Below are 23,613 nucleotides of genomic sequence, written 5' to 3'. Positions count from 1 at the left end.
CACCGCCTTCCGCGGCGCGCTGATCGACTGCGTCATCACGCTCCGTGTGGTCAATGATCGTCCCCGTGAGGACGCGCCGTGCGTGCTCGGTGCCGCTGACCCGCACGGTCTCGACCCGTCCGGCGCGAATGTGATCCCGTGGTGCGGGCTTACACGAGCCAAAACCGCGGCTGTCGGTTTCGCGTTCGTCTGATCAACGCCCCGTGAAAGCATTCCCGCAGGTCAAGGCGTAGCAAGGGCAGCCTCGGCGATGCCGAGGAGCGCGTTGTGCGGGTCAGGCGGCCGTCGGGGACGAGGTGGGGGCGGCCAGGTCTTCGCCGACCTGGCGCAGGCCGTCCAGGTCGTGGACGTCCTCCGCCTGGGCGGGCACCGCCGTGACCGGGACGGTCGGGTGCGTGGACGCGAAGTGGTCGCGAAGGCGTTCCTCGCGGGCGGCCAGCTGCATGCGGTCGGTGTGCATGCGGAGCAGAGCGGCGGTCAGCGTGTGCTCCCCGCGCTCCTCCAGCGTTTCGGCAGCGGCCTGGCTGCGGGCGGCGGACACCGTGTCGGCCGCGGATTCGTGGACGCGGTTGACCACGAGCCCGGCGAGCGGCATGCGCTCCTCGGCGAGACGCTCGACGAAGTACGACGCCTCGCGGAGCGCGTCCGGCTCGGGCGCGGCGACGACGAGGAACGCGGTGCCCGGGGTCTGCAGCAGCCTGAACGTCTTCTCGGCGCGCTCGCGGAACCCGCCGAACATCGTGTCGAACGCGGCGACGAAGGTCTGCACGTCCCGCAGCAGCTGGACGCCGAGGACCTTGTTGATGACGCCCGTGAACATGCCGAACCCGGCGCTGATCACCTTCACGCCGAAGCGGCCGCCCGTCTTGGCCGGGGCCGCGAGGATCTTCATGAAGCGGCCGTCCAGGAAGCGGCCCATCCGCTCGGGCGCGTCCAGGAAGTCCAGCGCGTTGCGGGACGGTGGGGTGTCGACGACGATCAGGTCCCAGGCGCCGGAGCGGTGCAGCTGCCCGAGCTTCTCCATCGCCATGTACTCCTGCGTGCCCGACAGGCTGGACGACAGTGACTGGTAGAAGGGGTTGGCGAGGATCTGCTTCGCCCGGTCCGGGTCGGCGTGCGCCTCGACGATCTCGTCGAAGGTCCGCTTCATGTCGAGCATCATGGCGTGCAGCTCGCCGTCGCCGTCGACCTCGATCTTGCGCGGGTTGTTGTCCAGCTCGGACAGGCCCATCGACTGGGCCAGCCGGCGCGCCGGGTCCACGGTGAGGACGACCACGTCCCGGCCCCGCTCGGCGGCGCGGACACCGAGCGCCGCCGCCGTGGTCGTCTTGCCGACGCCGCCCGAACCGCAGCACACGATGATCTTCGTGCGGGGGTCGTCGAGCAGCCCGTCGACGTCCAGGGCCGGAGGGTTCTTGCCCGCCGGGCTCATCGCTTCACCTCCGCCGCCTGGTGGACGGTCACGTCGTCCCGGAGCCCGTGGTCGCCATCGGGCGCGACCCAGGAAACGCCGGGCGCGCTCAGCGACACCCAGGACACGCCACGGCCCGGACGACCGGGCGCGCTTCGCACATCGGACGGGACGTCGAGGGGGCGGGGAGCGGGCTGAGGGATCATGCGGCGCCTTGGGTGCGGAGGGCGGCGGCCAGGTCGTAGAGGCCGGCGAGGTCCATGCCGTCCGAGAGGAGCGGGAGGGTGTAGCGGGGGCGGTCGATCGACTCCAGGCGTTCCTTCTCGCGGCGCTGGAGGGCGGTGCGGCGGGCGTGGTCGGCGGCCTCGGCGGCGAGGACGGCGGCGATCGACTCGGCGTCGTGCTCGAGGCCGGCGGCCTTCACGCCGCGGACGATCTCGTCGGCGTCCAGGGTGCCCGCGGCGGCCGCGGCGAGGTCGTCCTCGGTGAGGACGGGCTGGTGCTCCATGTTGACGATGACGCCGCCGATCGGGAGCCCGACCTCGGTGAGGTCGCGGATGCCGTCCATCGTCTCCTGGACGGGCATCTCCTCAAGGAGTGTGACGAAATGCACGGCGGTCTCGGGGCTGCGGACGACCTTCATCACGGTGTCGGCGTGGTTCCGGACGGGGCCGACCTTGGCGAGACCGGAGACCTCGTCGTTGACGTTCAGGAACTTCGTGATGCGGCCGGTGGGCGGAGCGTCCATCACGACGGCGTCGTAGATGAAGGAGCCGTCCTTCTTCCGGCGGCGCACCGACTCGGACGTCTTGCCGGTGAGGATGACGTCGCGGAGGCCCGGCGCGATGGTGGTGACGAAGTCGACGATGCCGAGCTTGGTCATCGCCTTGCCGGCGCGCTTGAGGTTGTAGAACATTTCGAGGTACTCGATGAGCGCCTCTTCGGTGTCGATGGCGAGCGCGTAGACGTCCCCGCCGCCGGGGGCGACGGCGACACGGCGTTCCTCGTACGGGAGGGGCGGGCAGTCGAAGAGCTGGGCGATGCCCTGGCGCCCCTCGACCTCGACGAGCAGGACCTTGCGGCCTCCGGCGGCCAGGGCAAGGGCGAGGGCGGCCGCGACGGTCGTCTTGCCCGTGCCGCCCTTCCCGGTGACCACATGGAGGCGTACGCCGTCCCAGTCGGTGTCTCTCGCGCTCACCCGATCGACCATATCGTTCACTCGGCAAACACTTGAGAGGGCCGCGGCCCTCATGCAAGTGATCCCTGACACGGTTCCGCCGCCCGGACGTTGTCATCCGGCGTGCCCGCGCGGTTAGCTGGAAAACGCGAACCGTTCTCCGGACGGTTCCGTCTGAATCTCACAGGTTCAGAAGCCCGCCGGAGCCCCGGGGGCGAGCGCTCCCGATGCCCCGGCACTCCACGCGAGAGAGGTGCCCGTGATGGAAGCGGTGGCGCTCGTCATCCTGCTCATCATCATCGTTGGCGGACTGATCGTCCTGTCCTCGTCGATCCGCATCGTCCAGCAGTTCGAGAACGGGATCGTGTTCCGGTTCGGGCAGGTCCAGCGGGACGGGCAGCTGCGCCCCGGCGCGGTGCGCAGGCCCGGCCTGACGGTGATCCTGCCGATCATCGAGCGCATGCAGAAGGTCAGCCAGCAGACGATCACCATGGGGGTGCCCGCGCAGGACGGCATCACCCAGGACAACGTGAGCGTCCGCGTCGACGCCGTCGTCTACTTCCGGGTGGTCGACCCGGTGAAGGCGATCGTGAACGTCCACAACTACGGATACGCGGTCTCCCAGGTGGCGCAGACGTCGCTGCGGTCGGTCATCGGGCAGGCCGACATGCAGGAGCTGCTCGGCGAGCGCGAGAAGATCAACATGCGGCTGCGGGCGATCATCGACGAGATCACCGAAGGTCCGTGGGGCATCCTGATCGAGCGGGTCGAGATCAAGGACGTGTCGCTGCCCGAGGGCATGAAGCGGTCGATGGCCCGGCAGGCGGAGGCGGAGCGGGAGCGCCGCGCCCGCATCATCACCGCGGACGGCGAGTTCCAGGCGTCCAAGCGGCTCGCCGCCGCCGCGGAGATCATGTCGCAGGACCCGGCGGCCCTCCAGCTGCGCCTGCTGCAGACGGTCGTGGAGGTCTCCGCCGAGAAGAACAGCACGCTGGTCATGCCGCTGCCGGTCGAGATCCTGCGGTTCTTCGAGCGCGCCGCGGGCGGGGCGGGGCGGTCCCAGGAGGGCGAGGAGAGCAAACTCGATCTCGGGGCGCGGCTCGCGAAGGCCGAGGAGGAACTGGCGAAGGCGGCCGAGCAGCCGTCCACCCTGGAGTCGGCCGAGGACGTCCCGCCGGTCATCGGGCTGGACGAGCCGAAGCCGCACGGCGGCACGGCGGTGTCCGCGCCACAGGACGACCAGCAGCGCGGCATCGCCGGCGGCACCCCGGAGAACCCGGACGGCCGGGGCAAGAGCAACCAGCCCCCGCCCAACTGAACCGACCACTGACGACGGGCCGCCCCTCTTGAAGGGGCGGCCCGTCGTGGTCTCCAGGGGCACGACATTCAACTCGTCGCCGGTAGTGGTGTCGCCTTGGGCTCCGTCAGGTTGCGGACGCCGGGGACGGCGGCCGTGCCCAGGCAGGAGACGGCGACGAGGACGGCCGCTGCCCAGAGCGGCACGGACGCGTTCCAGGCGGACGCGGCCAATGGAGCGAGTGCGTAGCCGAGCGGCGCCGCGGCCAGTGACAGCAGCCAGTCGTAGGACGTCACCCGGGCCAGCGCCCGCGGCGGGATGCTCGTCTGGACGACGGTCTCCCACGTCGGGTTGAGGACGCCGAGCCCGGTCAGCGCCAGCCCGTACGCGCCGATGACCAGGGGCGCGGGCGCCGCGACGGCCAGCAGGGCGAGGGGCAGTGCGAGGGTGGCGAGGCCCGCGTTCGCGACGAGCACGGGACGGCGGGGACGGACGCGGGACGCGAGCAGCGCACCGGCGACGAGTCCGACGGCACCCACCTGGACGGTCGCGATCCACGTCCCCTCGCCGCCGAGCCGCTCGACGGCGAGGGCCGGTCCGAGGGTGAGGAGGACGGCGGAGGCGCCGTTCCAGACGCCGTGCGCGATCAGGCTCGTCCAGTACCAGTCGCGTGAGCGGACCTCCGACCAGCCCTCCGCCAGATCCGCGCGGAGCGAGCGCCGGGGGATCGGAACGTGCCGGACGCGTGTCACGGCGAGCAGCGCGGCGCTCGCGGCGAACGAGGCGGAGTCGAGCAGGAACGTCCACCCGGGGCCGGCGGTCAGCACGAACGTTCCGGCGAGGGCCGGGCCGGCGAGCCGGGCGGCGCCGTTCGCCGCGCTCATCAGGGAGTTGGCCCGGTGCAGCCCGGACGGTTCCACGGCGCCGGCGACCAGCGGCGAGATGGTGGGCGTCTGGAACGCCGAGGCCGTGCCGCCGATCGCCTGGGCCGCGGCGAGATGCCAGAGCCGTGGCTCGCCCCCGAGAAGTTCGAATGCGGCGAACAGCTGGGCCCCGGCGCTGACGAGGTCGGTGGCCAGAGCGGTGCGGCGCGCGCTGAACCGGTCCGCGACGACGCCGCCGATCGGCAGCAGGAGCAGGCGCGGCACCATCGCGCAGCCGAGCACGAGGGCCAGCGCGGAGGTGGAGCCCGTCGCACGCAGGACGGCGAGAGCGAGCGCGGCGGGGACGGCGGCATCGCCGGTCATGGACAGGACACGAGCGCCGAACAGCAGCCGGAAGTCTCGGCCGCGCAATGGGCTGGTCATGTCCCGCAATATAGTTCGTCACAGAATTATTCTTCAACGAGTTATTCTTCAGCGAACCAACATGGCTGGATACGATCGCTCGCATGGGTGACAGGGACCGGACGGACGACCATGTGGCGCGGTGGACGCCGATCCTGCCCGACCTCGATCCGGACACCGAGGGTGCCGTGACCCGGATGGTCCACTTCGTCCAGCACATCAGGCACGTCCGCGAGCAACTCCTCGCCGCCTCCGGCCTGCAGCGGCATGAGTACGACACGCTGCACGCGCTCGCCGGCCGCGGCGGGACCGCCGCCCCCACGCAGCTCGCCGGCGATCTCGGCATGCCGCCGAACTCGATCACCGGGCGGCTGGACGCGCTGGAGCGCCGCGGTTTCGTCCGCCGGTCGCCGTCCGCCACCGACCGCCGCCGGGTCGTCGTCCAGCTCACCCCCGCGGGACGCTCCGCCTGGCGGGACGCGCTGGACGGCGTCGGCGTCGAGGAGGACCGCCTGCTCGGCGCACTGGACCCCGAGGAGCGCCGCACGCTGTCCGACCTCCTGCGCCGCGTCATGCTCCGCGCCGAGCAGAAGGCCTCGTAGCACGGCGTCATGCGAACAGAAGAGCGCGGGCGGATCCATGGGACCGCCCGCGCTCAGCGTGTGCTGCACCCGGCCCTGGCGATCAGGGCTGGACGGTTACTCGGCCGGTGGCCGAGTCGCGACCGCGAACACGTTCTGCCCGAAGGGCAGGGACTTGCAGTCGAGGCGGCGGCTCAGCGGCACGACCGTGCGGTCGTACAGCCTCACCAGCCGCGGATCGGCGAACTCCTTGGGGGGACGGATCAGGTTGAAGAGCCCGCCCAAGAGGTTGATGGCCTGGCTGAGTTCCACGTCCAGGCCGCCTTGCCAGAGGCTGTGCCTCAGAGTCTCCGGCTCGTAACGCATCAGGCGGTTGGCCTGGACCTCGTCGAACTCGCTGAGCAGCTTCGGGAACGCCGCCTCCCAGACGACGAACCGGCCACCCGGTTGGGTGACCTTGGCCAGTGCCTCGATGACCCCGACGTCGTAGCGGATGTACCCGAGGACGTTGACCATGATCACGGTGTCCACAGGCTGGATGTCGGGCACACCCGGCAGCTCCAGGCGCAGGACCTCGGCGCCTCGGACGTGTCGGAAGCGTCGCTCCAGGTGATCGACCCAGTTCTGGTCCCGGTCGGTCAGCACCAGGCGTTCGAGCCCGGCACCCTTCAGCTCGACAAGCCGCGCGGCGAACTCACCTGTCTGTTCGCCGACGATGAGCACCGAGCGGCCGACGTACGCCAGGGCCATCCGGGCCTGGTAGTCGCGGTACCGCTTGGCGTCACCGCTGGACGTCCACGACCGGATCAACTCCGGGGCGAGACCGTCGCCGCCGTCGCCGTCACCGGCGGTCGGCCTGACGATCTCCCGCCTCTCGACGAACGGGCGGAGAGGGTCCGGCAGTAGTGCTAAGGGCATGATCATCCTCCGTTTCGTTTGGGTACAGCGCAACCTGGGCGATTCACCCGGTTGAGCTGCACGGTTTCACTACTGACAGTCAGTGTTCGATCTTCAGCCGCAAGTGCCGGGGCCATGACAGCCGCGCTGGTCGACCGTGCTGGTGCGGAGGGTCAGGGCAGTAGGACCAGGCGGCCGCGTAGGGCTCCTGCCTCCAGGCGCTCGTGGGCCTTGACGGCCTTTGTGAGGGGGAGGGTGTCGGCGACTCGGGGGGTGAGGTGGCCCCTGTCCACGAGGGTGGTGAGGTGGGCCAGTTGTGCGGCGTCGGCGCGTATCCACACGTTGTGGACGGTGATGCCCCGCAGCGGGAGGGGCGTGGCCGGGCCGCCGCTGACCGCCACGAAGGCGCCTGCGTTCCGGACGGCGTCGAGTGCGGTCACCGAGAGCAACGCCGCGTCCAGGGCGCCGTCCACGCCGCCGGGGACGAGTGAGCGGACCGCGTCGCCCAGGTGCACGCCGCGTGGCACGAACATCTCCGCGCCGAGCCCCCGGACCAGGGCCTCGTCCGAGGCGGAGGCCGCGGCCACGACATGGAGGCCGCGGTGGGCGGCGAGTTCCACCGCGTAGCCGCCGACCGCGCCCGCGGCCCCGGTGACCAGCAGGGTTCCGCCGGGCGGGAGGTCGAGAAGGTCGAGGGCCTGCAGCGCGGTCAGGCCGTTCAGCGGGATCGTCGAAGCCTCGGCCGGTGCGACCGACCGCGGGGCGGGGGCCACAGCGTCCGCGTCGAGGACGACGGCCTCCGCGTAGGCGCCGAGAGGGACGTCGAGCCGGTCCTTGAGGCCGATGACCTCGTCGCCGGCGGCGAACCGCGGCACGCCGGTCCCGACCGCGTCCACGGTGCCCGCGACGTCCCAGCCGATGCCGACTGCCGGGCGGGAGCCGAACGGGGGCATGAGGCCCGCGTCGGCCAGGACGCCCGAGCGGGTCACGGCGTCGACCGGATTGACCGCCGCGGCCGCCACTGCGATCCGCACCTGGCCCGGTCCGGCGACGGGTACCGGGACGTCGGAGACCTCAAGGGCGTCGGGCCCGCCGGGTGTCTTCACAATGATCGCGCGCATGTCAGAACTGTCGCCGGAACAGTGGCGAGCCGGAAGAAGTTACTCCGGAGTGCGTTCGGTACCCGGAGGTGAGCCCGCAGCATGGCCACGATGACGGCGGCCCAGCGCCGCGAGAAGGAGAAGGCGGCGTTCGACGCCTACATGGACGCGTGCCCCACGCATCAACTGATGGGCATCATCGGCAACAAGTGGAGCATGATGGTGCTCTCGGACCTGGCCCACGGGGCGCGCCGATACGCCGAGGTCGGCAAGGCTCTCCCAGGCGTCAGCGCGAAGATGCTCACTCAGACGCTCCGTTCCCTGGAACGGGACGGCTTCGTGGCGCGCACCGTGACTCCGTCCGTGCCGGTCCAGGTCGAGTACACGCTCACGCTGCTCGGTGAGCGGATCGTCCCTCTGCTCACCTCCATGCAGGAGTGGGCCAACCGTCACATAGGTGAGATCCAGGCCGCGCGTGACCAGTACGACGCGCGGTCAGGGTGAGCGGTCGCTGCGCAGAATCGTGAGCGGGACGGCCAGAAGCCGGGACGGTGTCAGCCCGAACGTGTCGTGAAAGGCACTGCTCAAATGGGACGGGCTGGAGAAGCCCGACTCGGCCGCCGCTCTGGTGAGATCGTGTCCCGCATCGAGTGATTCGGCCGCGCGCAGCATCCTCGACCAGAGGCGGTAGCGGCGGAAACTCGTCCCGGTCTGCGCTTTGAAGAGATGAAGGAAGCGTGACACCGACAGGCCCGCCTCGGCGGCCAGAACTGTCGCGGTGACCGTGGAGGCGGGGTTCCGCAAGAGACGTCGGGTGGCCGCATGGATTCGCTGGTCGAATACCGTTCCCGGCGAAGTCGGTGCCGCCTTGGTCAGCCACGATGCACCGTCAGAGAGACGCAGCAGGTCCTTCTCCGCTCGGTGCGTATGGCTCAGAGCGCCGTCCCTCACTGTCATCTGGGCACGGCAAGCATCCGCATAGGACGAGGCCGGGTCGAGATAGCAGAAGGCCATTCGCCCGCCTTGCGCGTCCAGCCGGTGAAGGAGCCGCGGCGGAATCAGAACGCTCCGCGCTGTCACGGACGTCCAGCCGGGGACTTCCACAAGGACCGGAGCGTCAATGCCGACGGCCAGGCAGGAAACCGATCCGGCGTGGACGCCGAGGTCCAGGGACGGGCCCGCGTAGAGCGCCTGGCCCGGCCACAGCCAGAGCGTGGCCGCGGCATCGGAGCACGTTCTTGAAAGCGGCTGCACGGCGAGTCGGCCCATCCTTCCGGTGAACGAACTCGGAGACTAACCGGAGGTCAGGCCCATGCCCACCACAGTGATAGCGGTCGTCGCGGTGTTCTTCCTGGGGATGGGCCTCTACGGCCTCGCCGCCCCTGCCGCGTTGATCCGGCCGTTCGGGGTGGTTCTCTCGTCAGGAGAGGCCCGCACCGAGGTTCGTGCCGTATACGGAGGGTTCGGCGTGGCAATGGCGGGTCTCCTCGCCGCCGCGGCGGCCGATGTGCACGAAATACGGCAGGGAGCCGTTCTCGCCGTGGCGCTCGCACTCGCCGGTATGGCGGTCGGGCGCCTCGTCGGATGGGTCGCCGACCGGTCGAGCGGCTTCTATCCGATCTGGTTCTACTTCTGGGTCGAGACCCTGGGCGCGGGCGCACTTCTGGCCGTGCTCTGAGCGGTGGGTTCGAAGGGGGTCCGGGCGGGCTGATCGCTAGGGTGAGGGCCATGAAGAAGTGGGAGTACGCGACCGTTCCGCTGCTGGTGCACGCGACCAAGCAGATCCTCGATAACTGGGGCCAGGACGGGTGGGAGCTCGTCACCGTCCTGCCGGGGCCGAACCCGGAGAACCTCGTGGCTTACTTCAAGCGCGAAGTCCAGTCGTAACACCGACCCCAGAGAGGGAGCAGTCATGAGCACGCCCGAAGAGCGGATCCGGGAACTGGGGATCGAGCTGCCGGAGGTCGTCCCGCCGGTCGCCTCGTACGTCCCGACGGCGCGGACGGGATCGCTCGTCTACACCGCCGGGCAGATCCCGCTGGTCAAGGGCGAGCTGGGCGTCACCGGGAAGGTCGGCGCCGAGGTCAGCGCCGAGGAGGCGGCGAGGCAGGCGCGCATCTGCGCGCTGAACGCGGTCGCGGCGCTGAAGGCGGAGGTCGGCGAGCTGTCGCGGGTCGTCCGGATCGTGAAGGTCGTCGGGTTCGTCGCCAGCGCTCCGGACTTCCACGGCCAGCCCCAGGTGATCAACGGGGCGAGCGACCTGCTGAGCGAGGTGTTCGGGGACGCGGGCAAGCACGCCCGCAGCGCCGTGGGCGTCGCCGTCCTGCCCCGCGACGTGCCGGTCGAGGTGGAGCTGATCGCCGAGGTCTCTTGACGGAATGCCATTCGGTATGTCCGAATGGGCCGCCATGAGGATCACCAACGGGCTCAAGCTGCCGGCGTCGTTCCTGGACCGGGTCGAGGCCGTCCAGGACGGCCGCGCCGAGCCCGCGCCGGCGAAGCACGCGGCGACCGTGGTCGTGCTGCGCGACCACGCCAGGCACGGGCTGCAGGCGTTCATGCTGCGCCGCGTCCGGTCGATGGCGTTCGCGCCCGGCGCCTACGTGTTCCCCGGCGGCTCGGTCGACCCGCGCGACGGGGAGGCGGCGCTGGCGTGGTCCGGCCCGTCCCCCGCCGAGTGGGGCGCCGCGTTCAGGGCGGACGAGACGCTGGCCCGCGAGCTGGTCTGCGCGGCCGTCAGGGAGACGTTCGAGGAGACGCTCGTCCTGCTCGCCGGCCCGACCGGTGAGACGGTCGTGGACGACACGCGCGGGGACGACTGGGAGGCCGACCGGCAGGCGCTGCTGGACCGTTCCCAGTCGTTCGGCGGGTTCCTCGACCGGCGCGGCCTCGTGCTGCGCTCGGACCTGCTGCGCCCGTGGGCGCACTGGATCACCCCGAAGATCGAGCCGAAGCGCTACGACACCCGCTTCTTCGTCGCCGCCATGCCCGACGGGCAGCGGGCCAGGGACGTCAGCACCGAGGCCGACCAGGTCGCCTGGGTGCGCCCGGCGGAGGCGGCCGAGCGGGTGGCGGCCGGCGACTGGACGATGCTCCCGCCGACCATCGCGACGCTGGCCGAGCTCGCCGAGTTCGACACGGTGGCGGACGTGCTGGCCGCGCCGCGCGAGATCGTCGTCCACGAGCCCGTCGCGGAGATCATCGACGGGGACCCGTATCTCGTCCTGCCGGAGAGCGTCGCGCGGCACTATCCGCAGGGGTGAGGCCGTGCGCCGCCGGATGCCGCTGAACCAGGCCCTCATGTGGCGGCTGGCGGGCACGTCCGCGCTGCGGCGGCTGGAGCGTCTCGGCTGGAACCCGGCCCGTCACCCGGATCGGGCCTCGGGCAGGATGGGGGATATGACGGAGATCGACGGGATGGGTACCGACCGGGCGACCTGCGTGCTCGCCCCGAACCCGTCCGCCATGACCCTGGACGGCACCAACACCTGGATCATCGCCGAGCCCGGATCCGATCAGGCCGTCATCGTCGATCCCGGCCCGAAGGACGGCACGCACCTCCGGCGCGTCCTGGCCACCGTCGAGGCCCAGGGACGGCGGGTCGGCCTCGTCCTGCTGACGCACGGCCACCCGGACCACTCCGCCGGGGCCGGAAAGTTCGCGAAGCTGGCCGGCGGCGTCAATGTGCGGGCGCTCGACCCCAGGCACCGGCTCGGCGACGAGGGGCTCAGCGAAGGCGACGTCGTCACCACCGGCGGGCTGGAGCTGCGGATCATGGAGACGCCGGGCCACAGCGACGACTCGCTGACGTTCTGGCTTCCCGCAGACGGCGCCGTCCTCACCGGCGACACCGTCCTCGGGTACGGGACGACCGTCCTGGAGGGGAGGCTGGGCGACTACCTCGGCTCGCTCGACCGGCTCCGGAAGTTCTCGGCCGACGTGGAGGCCGCGACGATCCTCCCCGGCCACGGGCCCAAGCTGGACGACCCCATCGCCGTCCTCGACCACTACATCGACCATCGCCGTGAGCGGCTCGCCCAGGTCGAGGCCGCCGTAGCCGCGGGCGCGCGCACGGCACGCGAGGTCGTCGAACGCGTCTACGCCGACGTCGACAAGTCCCTTTGGCCCGCGGCCGAATGGTCCGTCCAATCGCAGCTGGACTATCTCAACGAGCGGTGACCCCTACTTCGAGCGCTTGCGCAGGCGTTCGATGTCGAGGATGACGACGGCGCGGGCCTCGATGCGCAGCCAGTTGCGCTGGGCGAAGTCGGCGAGGGCCTTGTTGACGGTCTCCCGGGAGGCTCCGACGAGCTGGGCCAGTTCCTCCTGGGTGAGGTCGTGGTGCACGTGCAGGCCCGCCTCGGACGGCTGGCCGAACCGCTCCGCCAGGTCGAGCAGCGCCTTGGCGACCCGTCCGGGGACGTCGGTGAAGACGAGGTCGGCCATCACGTCGTTGGTCTTGCGGAGCCGCTGCGCCAGCGCGCGGAGCAGCTGGACGGCGACCTCGGGGTGGCCGGTGAGCCAGGGCCGCAGGTCGTCATGGCCGAGCCCGGCGAGGCGGCACTCGGTGACGGCGATGGCGCTCGCCGTGCGGGGGCGCGGGTCGAACAGCGACAGCTCGCCGAACATCTCGCTCGGGCCGAGCACGCTCAGCAGGTTCTCCCGGCCGTCCGGGGCCGTCCGGGTCAGCTTGATCTTGCCCTCCAGGACGACGTACAGCCGGTCCCCGGTCTCGCCCTCGTTGAACAGGGTCTGGCCGCGGGCGAGCCGCACCTCGGTCACGTTGGCGCGCAGCGCCTTGGCGCCCTGCTCGTCGAGTGCCTCGAAGAGCGGGGCTCTGCTCAGAACGTCCACGTCGCGATCGGTCACGCTTCTCCTCCTCGAACACCTACAACCTAGTGTGACGTACGTCCCACCGCGTACGTGAAGGCAGGGTCACGGCGCGCCGAAACGCGGGACCGGGTCTGGCGTCCCGCGAACGGGTCACGGTCCCGTTCGCCCAGTGTACGGACCATCGGGTGAATGCCGTCACACCGGTCTCATCACCTGTTACCGGACGACCTCGGCGGGGTAGCAAGCGGTGCCTTACCCTGATCGGATGACCGAACCGCGCCGGCTTCCCAGAGGGCGTCACGCGCTGTCCCGTTCGGAGGTCGACCGGGTGCACCGCGACCGTCTCTGCGGGGCGATGGCGGCGGCCATGGCGGAAAAGGGATATGTGGCAACGTCCGTGGAGGACGTGCTGAAGCGTGCCCGGGTGTCGCGGCAGAGCTTCTACGGGCTTTTCTCGTCCAAGCTCGACTGCTTCATGGCCGCGTTCGACCAGGCGAGCGAGTTCCTCCGCCTCCACCTGCAGGACACCATCCAGCAGATCACCGCCGGAGACGCGGCGGAAAGATTCGAGCGGGCGTTCACCACCTACCTGGAGACGCTGGCGCTGGACCCGGGATACGCACGGCTGTTCCTGGTGGAGGTGTACGCGGCCGGGCCGGAGGCCGTCCGGCGGCGCACCGAGGTGCAGCACGTCCTGGCGGAGGGCCTCGCGGACCTCATGGGCGTGACAGGGGAGACCGCCCGGTTCGCGTGCCAGATCGTGGTGTCGGCGGTGAGCACGATGGTGACGCCCGCCGTCGCGGAGGGCGACATGGAGGCCCTGCGGGCGGTCGGGCCCCCGGTCGTCGAGCACATGCGGCTCCTGCTGCGATCGGGCGTCCTGGACGGCTGACGCCGGGCGACCCACGCCGTTGTGCTCCGGATCCGCCCGCGACGGTCACGGCCGTCAGGGATCGGGGTCCGGCTGTGGCGTGGTCAGCTCGACCTGCTCGTTCCTGGCGATGTCCAGGATGTCGCGGAGCCCGCGCTGGACCGCGCGGTCGACGACGGGTTGCACGACCATCCGGATCGGCAGGACGCCGCCGACCCACCACGGAGCGGCGATCCGCCTGGAACGGCGTGCGATTCCACGTTCCAAGGCGTCGATGCCCACGCGCAATGGTGTGACGCCTGAGCCGAAGCTGTTCTTCGGGGCCGCACGCATCAGGGCGGACGCCGCCTCGGTGCCGAACCCCCGCCGCGTCATGTCGGTGTCGAGTTCGGCGAAGTAGGCGACACCGGCCTTCGCGCCCCAAGGACGCAGCTCGGCCCGCAGCGTGTTGCCCAGAGCCTCTACCGCGGCCTTGGACGCGCTGTAGGCGCCGAGCAGAGGCGCTTGGACGGCCGCCGCCAGCGACGACACGGTCAGCGCATAGCCGCGCTCATGGCTGATGTGAGGTCCGGCCGCGCGGAGCGTGTTGTGGACGCCCAGAACGTTCACCCGCAGGCTCTGCTCCAGGACGGACGGGTCGCCCCCTATGACCGGCATCTGCGCGGCCACCCCGGCGTTGGCCACGATCACGTCCAGCCCGCCCAGTTCCCGGACGGCGCTGTTCACGACCTCCTCGACCCTGGCGCGGTCGGTCACGTCGCACGTCCACCAGGGCGCCGCCCCGCACGTCTCGGCGACGACCGCGAGCCGCTCGGGTTCCAGGCCGGCGAGCGCCACCCGCGCGCCGCGTTCGTGGAGCCGGCCGGCGAGCGCCGCGCCGATCCCCCGCGCGGCCCCCGTGATCAGCACGCGCAGCCCGGTGAGGGTCGCCGCCCACCGCGCGGAGTCACGCATCATGCGCCGACACTACAAGGCTCTAGGCTTGCCGGTATGGCGACGGAGGCGTCCCCGAAGGCGCGGGCTCGGAAGTGGAAGGACGAGACACGCCTGGGGCTGGTGCGGCGGGCGCGCCGGATCAACCGCATCCTGGCCGAGACGTACCCCGACGCCCACTGCGAGCTGAACTTCGGCACCCCGTTCCAGCTCCTCGTGGCGACCGTGCTGTCGGCGCAGACGACCGACGTGCGGGTCAACCTGACCACGCCCGCGCTGTTCGCCAAGTACCCGACCCCCGAGGACCTGGCCGCCGCCGACCCCGAGGACGTCGAGGCCATCCTGAAACCCACCGGGTTCTTCCGCGCCAAGACGAAATCGGTCATGGGGCTGTCCGCCGCACTGCGCGACCAGTTCGGCGGTGAGGTCCCAGGGCGTCTCGAAGACCTCGTCAAGCTGCCCGGGGTCGGACGTAAGACGGCCAACGTCGTCCTGGGGAACGCGTTCGACGTCCCCGGAATCACCGTCGACACCCACTTCGGCCGTCTGGCCCGGAGATTCGCCTGGACGAGCGAAGACGACCCCGTGAAGGTCGAACAGGAGATCGGCGAGCTCATCCCGCGCAAGGACTGGACGATGCTGTCCCACAGGCTGATCTGGCACGGGCGCCGCATCTGCCATGCCCGCCGCCCGGCCTGCGGGGTGTGCCCGCTCGCGCGGCTGTGCCCGTCCTTCGGCGAGGGGCCGACGGACGAGGAGACCGCCCGCAAGCTCGTCAAGCCCGGCCCCTTCTCGTGAGGCGGCCGGGAAGGAAAGAGGCGGTCCGGGAGTTGGGACCCACGTGACCGACACCACCCCCGACAGGCCCGCCTGGCTCGACCGCTTCCTCGTGGAGGGGCCGAGGATGCCGGTCCCGCCCATGTTCCGGCCGGCGCCCGCCGCGCGTGCCGCCGCCGTCCTGATCCTGTTCGGAGAGGGGCCGGACGGCCCGGACGTGCTGCTCACCGAGCGCGCCGCCACGCTGAACAACCACGCAGGGCAGCCCGCGTTCCCCGGCGGCCGCATCGACCCCGAGGACGACGGGGCCGTCGGGGCGGCGCTGCGCGAGGCGTGGGAGGAGGCCGGCGTCGAACCGTCCGGCGTGGACGTCCTCTGCACGCTGCCGGAGCTGTACCTGTCGCGCAGCGAGCACCGGGTCACGCCGGTCGCCGGCTGGTGGCGGGAGCCGTCGGAGATCGCGCCCGGCCATCCGGGGGAGGTCGCGACGGTCGCGCGCGTCCCGCTCGGCGAGCTGGTCGATCCGGAGAACCGGGTCATGGTGCGGCACCCGTCCGGGTTCAGGCTCGGTCCCGCGTTCCATGTCCGGGACATGCTCGTGTGGGGGTTCACCGCGGCGCTGCTGATCCAGGTTCTGGACGCCGGCGGCTGGAACCGGCCGTGGGACATGTCCCGTGTCGAGGACCTGCCCGAGGACGTCCTGGATCTCGCCTCCCGCGGGTGAGAAACCCGTTCGTTCCCGAAAAAGGCCTCCCCTCCCGCCGAGCCGGCGGACGAGCCGCAGGTCAGGTGCCTGTTCGCAGTGTGTACGGCGATGGTCACGGTCGCGTGTCACACCTGACGGCTACCCGGCCCATCCGAATCTGGTACATCGAGGGGACGTGAAGCGGCGGCGCGGCACAGTACGGTGAAGCGGTGCTGGACGACCACGTTCTCGACGTCATCCTGCTCGTGCTCGTCGTGCTGTTCGGAGTCTCGGGCTACCGGCAGGGCTTCATCGTGAGCCTGCTGAGCTTCGTCGGCTTCGTCGGCGGCGGTGTCATCGGGGTGCTGATCGCACCGCCGATCGCCGAGGCGGCGGTGGACGGCGCGGCGCAGCAGGCGCTGCTCGCCATCGTGATCGCGTTCTTGACCGCCACCCTCGGACAGCTGGTCGCCTCGTCCCTCGGCGCCGTGCTCCGCAACCGGGTGACCGGCATGAACGCCCGCACCGCCGACGCGGTCGGCGGCACCTTCGTCAGCGCGTTGTCGCTGCTGATCGTCGCCTGGTTCTTCGGCAGCCTGGTCGCCAACTCCGAGTTCAAGCCCGTCCGGACGCAGGTCAAGGGCTCCTCGATCATCAACGGCATCAACGACGTGATGCCGGCGCAGGCGCAGACGTGGTTCACCTCGTTCCAGGGGTTCGTGAAGAGCAGCGAGTTCCCGCAGGTCTTCAACGGCCTCGGCGGCGAGTCGGTGGTGCAGGTGCCGCCGCCGGACGAGTCCGTGCTGAACACCCGGGGGCTGCGGGCCGCGAAGAACAGCATCGTGAAGGTGGTCAGCACGGCGCCGCAGTGCCAGCGCCGCATCGAGGGCACCGGGTTCGTGTTCGCGCCGCAGCACATCATGACCAACGCGCACGTCGTCGCCGGCGCGCGCGGCTCGTCGGTCGTCATGTCGATCAACGGCAACAGCAACCGGGGACGGGTCGTGCTGTACGACCCCAAGCGCGACATCGCCGTCCTGTACGTGCCGAACCTGCGGGCGCCGGCGCTGCAGTTCGCCAAAGAGGCCCGTGTGCGGGACGACGCGATCATCGCCGGGTTCCCGAAGAACCAGCCGTTCACGCCGGGGGCCGCCCGCATCCGCGCCCGGCAGACGGCGCGCGGCCCGGACATCTACCACTCCGGCCAGGTCAGCCGCGAAATCTACGCGATCCGCGGCAAGGTGGAGCCGGGCAACTCGGGCGGTCCGCTGCTGACCACGGACGGCCGCGTCTACGGGGTCATCTTCGCGGCGGCCCTGGACACGGCCTCCACCGGCTACGCGCTCACCTCGGAAGAGGTCGCGCCGGACGCGCGCGCGGGCGCGAACGCCACGGAGCCGGTCTCGACGCAGAACTGCTCTGACTAAGAGGTCGCGCTGAGGCAGGTGGGTGTGACCGCCGCAAGGCCAATGTCAGCGCTGACTAATTCGTTGTGAGGCGGAGGGAGATGGGGCCCTCCTCGGGGTGCTTGGCCAGGCCCCGGGCGCGCCGGACGATTCCTTCGACATCGATGCCGTGCGGTGGGGCGTCCTGGTACGGGACGATGCGGTCGGCGGCGCGGCTCAGGAGGGCATCGGCGCCGCGTGCGTTTCCCCGGCGGAGGTGGGTCACCCCTACGGCGACCTGGGCCAGACCCCGCCACAGTTCCCGTTCGGGCTCTGGCGCCGCCTTCCAGACCGCTTCCAGTACTTCGTGGGCGTGGAACGGGCGGTCGGCGTCCAGGAGACGTTGTGCCTCGGCCAGGGCTTCCTCTGGGGGCATCTCGAGGTCGTCCGGCATCGTCGGTATGCCGGTGGTGCCATGCGGTAGCGGACGTCCGTACGCGTCGCGTGGGCGTGCGTTGCGTGGGCGTCCAGACTCGTCCCGATCCCGCATGCCTCCACGGTACGCGTGGGCTTCAGCGTTCGGGCTCCGGGTCGGCGAGCCAGCCGAGCAACTGGGCGTCGAACGCTCGCGGACGTTCCTGGTGGGGGAAATGCCCCGCACCCTCGATGAGCTTCCAACGGTAGGCGGCCGTCACGTAGCGGCCAGAGCCCTGAGCACTGGCGGGGAGCGTGCACGTGTCGAGCGCACCGTGCAGTTGAAGTGTCGGTGCCTGGATGGGGGCGCGCATGCGGTGCGCGTAGCGGATGCCGTCCGGACGGGCCAGCGACCGGATGAGCCAGCGGTGGTACTCCAGCGCGCTGTGGGCGGCCCCAGGGATCTGCACCGCCTTCCGTACGAGCCGCTCCGTGTGCTCGTCCGGCCAGCCGGGGCCGGACCAGTCGTGCAGCAGCTTCCCGGCAAGCGCCGCGTCGTCGCGGACCAAGCGCTTTTCGGGCCACAGCGGCAGCTGGAATCCGAACGTGTGACGCGCCGCCCAGCCCTGTCCTCGCGGGTCACCCGCGATGGCCTGCCGCAGCCGCAGCGGATGCGGGGCGCTCACCACCGCCAGCCGCTGGACGGTCTTCGGGTGATAGACGGCCGTCGTCCAGGCGAGCAGCCCGCCCCAGTCGTGCCCGACGACGATCGCGTTGGCCTCGCCCAGTGCGCGGACCAGCCCGGCGGCGTCTCCGGCCAGCGTGACCAGGTCGTAGCCGCGCGGAGGCTTGTCGCTGCCGCCGTAGCCGCGCAGGTCGACGGCCGCCGCGCGGTAGCCCGCGGCGGGCAGCGAGACGAGCTGGTGGTGCCATGACCACCAGAACTCGGGGAAGCCGTGCAGCAGCAGGACGAGCGGCCCCTCACCGGCCTCGGCGACGTGGAAGCGCGTCCCGCCGGCACTGACCTGCCGGTGCGTCCACGGCCCGTCGACCTCGATCAGCGACGCGTCGTGCCCGGACATGGCGTCGGTCAGCCCGTCAGCTCGGGGGTGTCGGAGTCACCGCGGCGGCGGAGGGCGGACAGGTCGTCCTTCAGCGTCTTCCGGGTCCGCTTCGCGCCCTCGATCTTGCCCATCCGCCACTTGCCGAACAGGACCAGCAGGCCCGCGAGAATCCCGTACACGAACGCCACGATGAGGAACGCGGCCCAGTGCCAGATGCCGATCGCGACCAGGCCGTAGGCGAAGGCGATCGACAGCAGGATGACGATGAGCCCGCCGATCAGGCCGGCGGCGCTGAACGACGCACCGCCGATCGCGGCCTTCTTGGCGTCGGCCTTCAGCTCCAGCTTGGCCAGGTCCATCTCCGCCCTGATCAGGTTGGAGATGTTGCTCGACGCCAGTGCGACCAGTTCGCCGACGGACTTGTCCTCGACGCGCTCGCCCGGTACTGCCTCGGACATATCGCTTTTCTCCTTAGTCCGGGCGCGCGCGCAGACGCACCCTTCTCCGGAAGACGACGGCGGCGGCCGCCGAGGCGAGAACGCTCGCGATCAGGACCGCAGTCGTCACTCTCTCGAATTGTGACGGGTCGGTATAGGCCAAACCGCCGATCAGCAGCGAAACGGTGAAACCCACCCCGGCGAGCAGCGCGACCCCCGCGATCTCGTGCCAGTGCAATTCCTCCCCGAGCGTCGCCAGGCCGAGCCGGACGGCCGCCCAGGCGCCGCCGAAGACCCCCAAGAACTTACCGATCACGAGCCCGGCGATCACGCCGAGGGCCACCCGGTCGGTGAACACGGCACCCAGCTGGGACGCGCCGAGCCCAACACCGGCCGACACGAACGCGAACACCGGCACGGCCACGCCCGCGGAGAAGGGCCGCAGCGCGTGGTCGGCGCGCTCGGCGTTCGTCGGCCGTCCGTCCGGCGTCTCCTTGGGGCTGGTGAGCATACCGAGCGCCACACCCGCGACCGTGGCGTGGATCCCGCTCCGCTGGAGGCAGTACCAGGCCAGGACGGCGAGAGGCACGTACACCCATGGCGAGCGGACGCGTTTGTACTGCAGGAACCCGTACACACCGATCAGGACTACGCAGAGCCCTAGCGGCGTCCAGTGCAGGGTGTCGGTGTAGAAGAGCGCGATGATGGTGATGGCTATAAGGTCGTCCACCACGGCCAGGGTCAGGAGGAAGGCGCGCAGAGGCGGCGGGCACGAGGTGAACGTCACGGCGAGCACCGCCAGGGCGAATGCGATGTCGGTCGCCGTCGGCACCGCCCACCCGCTGGACGCCCCCGGCTCGCCCGCGCTCACCGCCAGGAAGATCAGCGCCGGCGTCGCCACCCCGGCGAAGGCCGCGATCACCGGCAGCGCCGCGTCCCGCGGATTGCGCAGTTCGCCGTGCGTCAGCTCCTCGCGCAACTCCAGGCCGGCGATGAAGAAGAAGACCGCCAGCAATGCGCTCGACGCCCAGTGCTGCACGTCCATGTGCCCGAGGTGGAGCCAGTGCGGGCTGATCTCGAACGTCTGCAGGCTCTTGTACTGGTGGGCCCAGGGCGTGTTGGCCCACACCAGCGCGGCGATCGCCGCGAGCAGCATCACCACGCCGCCGATCGTCTCCGTGCGGAGGGCACTGGCGACCTGTGCGCCGTAGCGGACGGTGGGGCGGAACGGCCACGTTGCGGCAACGCGGCGTTTCACGGTCGGGCGCGCCATGGAGAACCTCTGGGAAAGTGGCGGACGGTCGGGCGAGGCCACGGCCCGCACTGGCTACGGGACGTTCCTGCCGACCAGACTTCCCGGCGCACCTATGACGATTTTACCGTGCACCCCAGGAACACCGGCCCGGCGTTCCTGGGGTGCACGCGACGCGATGGGGATCAGTCTTCGGATTTGGCGCTGGGCAGCTTCTCGGAGATGAGGTCCATCACCGTGCTGTCGGCGAGCGTGGTGACGTCGCCGATGCTGCGGTTCTCGGCGACGTCGCGCAGCAGCCGTCGCATGATCTTGCCGGAGCGGGTCTTCGGCAGCTCCGGAACCATCATGATCTGGCGGGGCTTGGCGATCGGCCCGAGCGTCTTGGCGACGTGGTCGCGCAGCTCCCGCAGGAAGTCCTCGCCCTCCACGTCCCCGTCGGCGTCGCCGCGCGGGATGACGAACGCGACGATGGCCTGCCCGGTGACCGGGTCCGTCGCGCCGACGACCGCCGACTCGGCGACCTTCGGGTGCGCGACCAGCGCCGACTCCACCTCCGTCGTGGAGATGTTGTGGCCGGACACGAGCATGACGTCGTCCACGCGGCCGAGCAGCCACATGTCGCCGTCCTCGTCCTTCTTGGCGCCGTCGCCCGCGAAGTACAGGCCTTCGAAACGCGACCAGTACGTCTTGATGTACCGCTCGTCGTCGCCCCAGATCGTGCGGAGCATGGCCGGCCACGGCTCCCTGAGCACCATGAACCCGCCGCCGCCGTCCGGCACCGACCGGGCCTGGTCGTCCACCACGTCCGCGACGATCCCGGGCAGCGGGCGCATCGCCGCGCCCGGCTTGCCGGCCGTGACCCCGGGCAGCGGGCTGATCATGATCGCCCCGGTCTCGGTCTGCCACCAGGTGTCGACGACCGGGGTGCGGTTGCCGCCGATCTTGTCGCGGTACCAGACGTACGCCTCGGGGTTGATCGGCTCGCCGACCGATCCCAGGACGCGCAGGGACGACAGGTCGTACTGCGCGGGGATGTCGTCGCCCCACTTCATGAACGTGCGGATCGCCGTGGGCGCGGTGTAGAAGACGGACACCTTGTACTTCTGGATGACGTCCCACCAACGGCCCTTGTCGGGGGTGTCGGGGGTGCCCTCGTAGATGACGCTGGTCGCGCCGTTGGCGAGCGGCCCGTACACGATGTAGGAGTGACCGGTGACCCAGCCGATGTCGGCCGAGCACCAGTAGACGTCCTTCTCCGGCTTCAGGTCGAACACCGCCCAGTGCGTGTACGCGCACTGGGTCAGGTAGCCGCCGGAGGTGTGCAGGATGCCCTTCGGCTTACCCGTCGTCCCGGACGTGTACAGGATGTACAGCGGGTGCTCGGCGTCCATGGGCTCGGCGGTGTGCTGGTCGCTCTGCCGTTCGACGAGGTCGTGCCACCACACGTCACGGTCGTTCTCGGCGACGTCTTCGCCGGTGCGGCGCACCACGAGGACGTTCTCGATCGTCGGCGTCTGGGCGACCGCCTCGTCCACGATGCCCTTCAGGTCGGAGGGCTTACCGCGCCGGAACCCGCCGTCCGCGGTGATGACGAGCTTGGCCTGCGCGTCGTCGATGCGGGTGCGGAGCGCCTCGGACGAGAAGCCGCCGAACACCACCGAGTGGGTCGCGCCGATGCGCGCGCACGCCAGCATCGAGATCGGCAGTTCGGGGATCATCGGGAGGTAGATCGCGACCCGGTCGCCCTTACGGACGCCCAGTTCGAGCAACGCGTTGGCGGCCCTGTTCACCTCGCTCTGGAGGTCGGCGTAGGTGAGGGTGCGGGAATCACCCGGTTCACCCTCCCAGTGGTACGCGACCCTGTCCCCCAGTCCGGCCTCGACATGGCGGTCGACGCAGTTGTAGGCGACGTTCAGTTCGCCGCCTACGAACCATTTGGCGAACGGGGGGTTGCTCCAGTCCAGGACGTCGTCCCAGCGCTTCGTCCAGGTGAGCCGGTCCGCCTGCTCCGCCCAGAAGCCCAGGCGGTCTTCCGCGGCCTGCTCGTAGGCGTCCGCCTTGACGTTGGCCTCGGCGGCGAGTTCTGCGGGCGGGGAGAACCGGCGCGTCTCCTGCAGAAGGTTCGACAGTGTTTCTTGGCTCTGACTCAACGCGAGCTCCTTGCTAGGTGATGCGGGGGTCGCCCGGTATCCCCACTCCACCAGGAAGGTCCCGGTCCCACAAGGCCGCAATCCCGGGTGTCGAGGATGAACGCGACCGGCGCGCCCGTCTCCGGACGTGTTGTGCGGGGCCCAACACGACTGACCTTCCCAGATCTGACATGCGGGAACCGTCTCCGTTTTACGCCCTCGCGGGCCGTTGCGCGAGTGCCGAAGAGGACCGCATAGGGTCGGGCCGTGACCGATGCGCTTGCTGATGTAGCGAATCTGCCCGGCGTCGCCGGCGCCGTCGACGAGGCGCGAAAGGCCGTCGACCGGCTGCTCGGCCACCGCGTCCTGCGGCGGCGCAGCGCCGAGGTGTCCACGGAGTCGGCGCTGCGCGGGGCCCGGGCGTCCGCCGTGCTGGACGGCGCTTCGGTCACGCTGGAGGAGCTGCGGACGACGGAGCACCCGTCCGACCCCGTCGTGCAGGGGGCTCTGCGTGTGTCGGCCGAGCTGGGGACGCTGACGGAGGTCTGGCGTAACGCGCCGCGGCAGGCGCTGGCGCGTCTGCATGTGCTCGCCGGGGCGGACGCGGTCGACAGCGCCGATCTGGGACGTCCGCGCTCCGGCGATGCCGCCGTCAAGGACGTCCCGGGTCTTGGTGAGCCGCCTTCGCCGTCGGAGGTGGCCGCTCGCCTGGACGCCCTCAGCGGGCTGCTGACCGAGCCGACCAAGGCGCCCGCCCTGGTGGTCTCATCGATCGTGCATGGCGAACTGCTGGCCCTGCGTCCGTTCGGCTGGGGGGACGGCGTCGTCGCGCGCGCCGCCGAGCGCCTCACCCTGGTCGCCCGCGGCTTCGACCCCAAGTCGCTCGTCGCGCCTGAGGTCGGGCACCTCGAACTCTTCGACGACTACGGCGAAGCCCTTCGCGCCTACGCGGCCGGTACGCAGGAAGGCGTCGCGCGGTGGATCGTTCACTGTTCGTCCGCGGTGGCCGCCGCCGCGCGTGATTCGCAGGCCATCTGCGAAGCGTTCATGCGGGGCTGATGCTGTCGGTGCCGGGGGCCAT

Annotated in this window: 27 protein-coding genes; 13 read left to right on the top strand and 14 right to left on the bottom strand. The window is 70.8% G+C overall.

Features of this window, described 5'->3' with window-relative positions; translation table 11 throughout:
* Nucleotides 1-274 precede the first annotated feature (274 nt).
* Genes ACQPZP_RS43070 through ACQPZP_RS43060 form a run of 3 tightly spaced genes read right to left on the bottom strand, consistent with a single transcriptional unit; the run spans nt 275 to nt 2,609 of the window.
* Nucleotides 275-1,432, bottom strand: coding sequence for an ArsA family ATPase (locus ACQPZP_RS43070; RefSeq protein ID WP_433475372.1), 1,158 nt, complete (start codon nt 1,430-1,432; stop codon nt 275-277).
* Nucleotides 1,429-1,617: a hypothetical protein gene (locus tag ACQPZP_RS43065; RefSeq protein WP_433475371.1), complete on the bottom strand. Its 189-nt coding sequence runs from the start codon at nt 1,615-1,617 to the stop codon at nt 1,429-1,431. The genes ACQPZP_RS43070 and ACQPZP_RS43065 overlap by 4 nt, the downstream gene beginning before the upstream one ends.
* A complete protein-coding gene (locus ACQPZP_RS43060; protein ID WP_433475370.1) occupies nt 1,614-2,609 on the bottom strand; it encodes an ArsA-related P-loop ATPase in 996 nt (331 codons plus the stop codon). The genes ACQPZP_RS43065 and ACQPZP_RS43060 overlap by 4 nt, the downstream gene beginning before the upstream one ends.
* A gap of 241 nt (nt 2,610-2,850) precedes the next feature.
* Here ACQPZP_RS43060 and ACQPZP_RS43055 point away from each other — a divergent pair, with 241 nt between their 5' ends.
* Nucleotides 2,851-3,906, top strand: coding sequence for an SPFH domain-containing protein (locus ACQPZP_RS43055; RefSeq protein ID WP_433475369.1), 1,056 nt, complete (start codon nt 2,851-2,853; stop codon nt 3,904-3,906).
* A gap of 68 nt (nt 3,907-3,974) precedes the next feature.
* Here the strand turns inward: ACQPZP_RS43055 and ACQPZP_RS43050 are convergent, their stop codons facing one another.
* Nucleotides 3,975-5,192, bottom strand: coding sequence for an MFS transporter (locus ACQPZP_RS43050; RefSeq protein ID WP_433475368.1), 1,218 nt, complete (start codon nt 5,190-5,192; stop codon nt 3,975-3,977).
* Nucleotides 5,193-5,275: 83 nt separating this feature from the next.
* Between ACQPZP_RS43050 and ACQPZP_RS43045 the strand changes: the two genes are divergently transcribed.
* Nucleotides 5,276-5,773 carry a MarR family winged helix-turn-helix transcriptional regulator gene (locus tag ACQPZP_RS43045; protein WP_433475367.1) on the top strand — a complete coding sequence of 166 codons (498 nt, stop codon included), beginning with the start codon at nt 5,276-5,278 and terminating at the stop codon, nt 5,771-5,773.
* 96 nt (nt 5,774-5,869) lie between these two features.
* Here the strand turns inward: ACQPZP_RS43045 and ACQPZP_RS43040 are convergent, their stop codons facing one another.
* Nucleotides 5,870-6,670: a class I SAM-dependent methyltransferase gene (locus ACQPZP_RS43040; RefSeq protein ID WP_433475366.1), complete on the bottom strand. Its 801-nt coding sequence runs from the start codon at nt 6,668-6,670 to the stop codon at nt 5,870-5,872.
* Between the two features lie 152 nt (nt 6,671-6,822).
* Nucleotides 6,823-7,770, bottom strand: coding sequence for an NADP-dependent oxidoreductase (locus tag ACQPZP_RS43035; protein ID WP_433475365.1), 948 nt, complete (start codon nt 7,768-7,770; stop codon nt 6,823-6,825).
* 81 nt (nt 7,771-7,851) lie between these two features.
* Between ACQPZP_RS43035 and ACQPZP_RS43030 the strand changes: the two genes are divergently transcribed.
* Nucleotides 7,852-8,253, top strand: a complete 402-nt coding sequence (locus ACQPZP_RS43030) for a winged helix-turn-helix transcriptional regulator (RefSeq protein ID WP_433475364.1) — start codon at nt 7,852-7,854, stop codon at nt 8,251-8,253.
* On the opposite strand, the gene ACQPZP_RS43025 is transcribed toward ACQPZP_RS43030, so the two are convergent.
* Nucleotides 8,245-9,003, bottom strand: a complete 759-nt coding sequence (locus ACQPZP_RS43025) for a helix-turn-helix domain-containing protein (protein ID WP_433475363.1) — start codon at nt 9,001-9,003, stop codon at nt 8,245-8,247. The genes ACQPZP_RS43030 and ACQPZP_RS43025 overlap by 9 nt on opposite strands.
* Nucleotides 9,004-9,061: 58 nt before the next feature.
* Here ACQPZP_RS43025 and ACQPZP_RS43020 point away from each other — a divergent pair, with 58 nt between their 5' ends.
* Genes ACQPZP_RS43020 through ACQPZP_RS43000 form a run of 5 tightly spaced genes read left to right on the top strand, consistent with a single transcriptional unit; the run spans nt 9,062 to nt 11,928 of the window.
* Nucleotides 9,062-9,427 (top strand): DUF4345 family protein, encoded by a 366-nt coding sequence (locus tag ACQPZP_RS43020; protein ID WP_433475362.1) that lies wholly within the window; start codon nt 9,062-9,064, stop codon nt 9,425-9,427.
* A gap of 50 nt (nt 9,428-9,477) precedes the next feature.
* Nucleotides 9,478-9,636, top strand: coding sequence for a DUF4177 domain-containing protein (locus ACQPZP_RS43015; RefSeq protein WP_021591512.1), 159 nt, complete (start codon nt 9,478-9,480; stop codon nt 9,634-9,636).
* A gap of 25 nt (nt 9,637-9,661) precedes the next feature.
* Nucleotides 9,662-10,123, top strand: a complete 462-nt coding sequence (locus ACQPZP_RS43010) for a RidA family protein (protein WP_433475361.1) — start codon at nt 9,662-9,664, stop codon at nt 10,121-10,123.
* Nucleotides 10,124-10,157: 34 nt separating this feature from the next.
* Complete coding sequence (locus tag ACQPZP_RS43005) at nt 10,158-11,012, top strand: NUDIX hydrolase (protein ID WP_433475360.1); 855 nt, start codon at nt 10,158-10,160, stop codon at nt 11,010-11,012.
* A gap of 4 nt (nt 11,013-11,016) precedes the next feature.
* Nucleotides 11,017-11,928, top strand: coding sequence for an MBL fold metallo-hydrolase (locus ACQPZP_RS43000; RefSeq protein ID WP_433475359.1), 912 nt, complete (start codon nt 11,017-11,019; stop codon nt 11,926-11,928).
* Nucleotides 11,929-11,931: 3 nt separating this feature from the next.
* On the opposite strand, the gene ACQPZP_RS42995 is transcribed toward ACQPZP_RS43000, so the two are convergent.
* Nucleotides 11,932-12,618 (bottom strand): Crp/Fnr family transcriptional regulator, encoded by a 687-nt coding sequence (locus tag ACQPZP_RS42995; RefSeq protein WP_067483689.1) that lies wholly within the window; start codon nt 12,616-12,618, stop codon nt 11,932-11,934.
* Nucleotides 12,619-12,847: 229 nt separating this feature from the next.
* On the opposite strand from ACQPZP_RS42995, the gene ACQPZP_RS42990 reads away from it, so the two are divergent.
* Nucleotides 12,848-13,474: a TetR/AcrR family transcriptional regulator gene (locus ACQPZP_RS42990; protein WP_433475358.1), complete on the top strand. Its 627-nt coding sequence runs from the start codon at nt 12,848-12,850 to the stop codon at nt 13,472-13,474.
* 54 nt (nt 13,475-13,528) lie between these two features.
* Here ACQPZP_RS42990 and ACQPZP_RS42985 read toward each other — a convergent pair whose 3' ends face one another.
* Nucleotides 13,529-14,410 (bottom strand): SDR family NAD(P)-dependent oxidoreductase, encoded by an 882-nt coding sequence (locus ACQPZP_RS42985; protein ID WP_433475357.1) that lies wholly within the window; start codon nt 14,408-14,410, stop codon nt 13,529-13,531.
* Between the two features lie 33 nt (nt 14,411-14,443).
* Between ACQPZP_RS42985 and nth the strand changes: the two genes are divergently transcribed.
* From nth to ACQPZP_RS42970, 3 genes are all read left to right on the top strand, one after another.
* Complete coding sequence (gene nth / locus ACQPZP_RS42980; protein WP_433475356.1) at nt 14,444-15,184, top strand: endonuclease III; 741 nt, start codon at nt 14,444-14,446, stop codon at nt 15,182-15,184.
* Nucleotides 15,185-15,227: 43 nt separating this feature from the next.
* On the top strand, nt 15,228-15,887 hold the full coding sequence (locus ACQPZP_RS42975) for an NUDIX hydrolase (protein WP_433475355.1): 660 nt from the start codon (nt 15,228-15,230) through the stop codon (nt 15,885-15,887).
* A 191-nt stretch (nt 15,888-16,078) separates the two neighbouring features.
* Nucleotides 16,079-17,275, top strand: a complete 1,197-nt coding sequence (locus ACQPZP_RS42970; protein ID WP_433475354.1) for a MarP family serine protease — start codon at nt 16,079-16,081, stop codon at nt 17,273-17,275.
* Between the two features lie 55 nt (nt 17,276-17,330).
* Here the strand turns inward: ACQPZP_RS42970 and ACQPZP_RS42965 are convergent, their stop codons facing one another.
* The 5 genes from ACQPZP_RS42965 to acs form a co-directional block, all read right to left on the bottom strand.
* Nucleotides 17,331-17,687, bottom strand: coding sequence for a DUF309 domain-containing protein (locus ACQPZP_RS42965; protein ID WP_433475353.1), 357 nt, complete (start codon nt 17,685-17,687; stop codon nt 17,331-17,333).
* Between the two features lie 118 nt (nt 17,688-17,805).
* Complete coding sequence (locus ACQPZP_RS42960; protein WP_433475352.1) at nt 17,806-18,729, bottom strand: alpha/beta fold hydrolase; 924 nt, start codon at nt 18,727-18,729, stop codon at nt 17,806-17,808.
* A gap of 8 nt (nt 18,730-18,737) precedes the next feature.
* A complete protein-coding gene (locus tag ACQPZP_RS42955; protein WP_433475351.1) occupies nt 18,738-19,169 on the bottom strand; it encodes a phage holin family protein in 432 nt (143 codons plus the stop codon).
* 13 nt (nt 19,170-19,182) lie between these two features.
* Nucleotides 19,183-20,421 (bottom strand): Na+/H+ antiporter NhaA, encoded by a 1,239-nt coding sequence (gene nhaA, locus ACQPZP_RS42950; protein WP_433475350.1) that lies wholly within the window; start codon nt 20,419-20,421, stop codon nt 19,183-19,185.
* 164 nt (nt 20,422-20,585) lie between these two features.
* Complete coding sequence (acs, locus tag ACQPZP_RS42945; RefSeq protein WP_433475349.1) at nt 20,586-22,553, bottom strand: acetate--CoA ligase; 1,968 nt, start codon at nt 22,551-22,553, stop codon at nt 20,586-20,588.
* A gap of 246 nt (nt 22,554-22,799) precedes the next feature.
* Between acs and ACQPZP_RS42940 the strand changes: the two genes are divergently transcribed.
* Nucleotides 22,800-23,591 (top strand): Fic family protein, encoded by a 792-nt coding sequence (locus tag ACQPZP_RS42940; RefSeq protein ID WP_433475348.1) that lies wholly within the window; start codon nt 22,800-22,802, stop codon nt 23,589-23,591.
* Nucleotides 23,592-23,613 lie beyond the last annotated feature (22 nt).

The sequence above is a fragment of the Spirillospora sp. CA-142024 genome, from assembly GCF_050942325.1.
GTDB lineage: Bacteria > Actinomycetota > Actinomycetes > Streptosporangiales > Streptosporangiaceae > Spirillospora.
This window is presented reverse-complemented; position numbering and strand designations above follow the sequence as displayed.